The sequence below is a fragment of the Acinetobacter sp. NIOH-H-8 genome (genome assembly GCF_046635365.1).
In the GTDB taxonomy this organism is placed as follows: Bacteria; Pseudomonadota; Gammaproteobacteria; order Pseudomonadales; family Moraxellaceae; genus Acinetobacter.
In genome coordinates this window covers 1-460 of sequence record NZ_JBHDVN010000174.1, presented here as the reverse complement: position 1 = coordinate 460, position 460 = coordinate 1, and the positions used below count along the sequence as shown (strand labels likewise).

Sequence of the window (460 nt, the reverse complement as noted above, 5' to 3'; positions counted from 1 at the left end):
CTATTATCACTTTGCTCTTTTTCATATAAGGCAGATGTTCTTCCCATATCTCATAAGTACCGTATATTGCTACAGGCACTATAGGTACCTTGCCCTTTTCTGCAATCTTTAGAGATCCTTCTTTAAACTCTTTTACATCGGTGACATCGGGATTCATATTTCTGCCGCCTTCCGGACAAATCCACACTGAAACACCTGACTTTACTTGATCAATACCCTTTAATATAGTTTTCAGCCCCTGCTTGATATCCTTTCTGTTTAAAAACAGACAATTCAACAAATCCATCCACTGTTTAAGCAGCGGCGCATGAATCATTTCATATTTTGACACAAATCCACGCGGTTTCTTTGTATATCCATAGCCTGTAAGAATATCAAAATAGCTTCTGTGATTACTTACAAACAGTACCCCTCCGTTTTCGGGTATATTTTCACTTCCCCTGACCTCTACTTTTGAACC

Annotated in this window: 1 protein-coding gene; it reads right to left on the bottom strand. The window is 38.7% G+C overall.

Going from position 1 to position 460, the window contains the following annotated elements:
• Positions 1-460, bottom strand: a 460-nt coding sequence (locus tag ACEWB7_RS17635; RefSeq protein WP_411581039.1) for a lysophospholipid acyltransferase family protein, incomplete at both ends; no start/stop codon positions are given.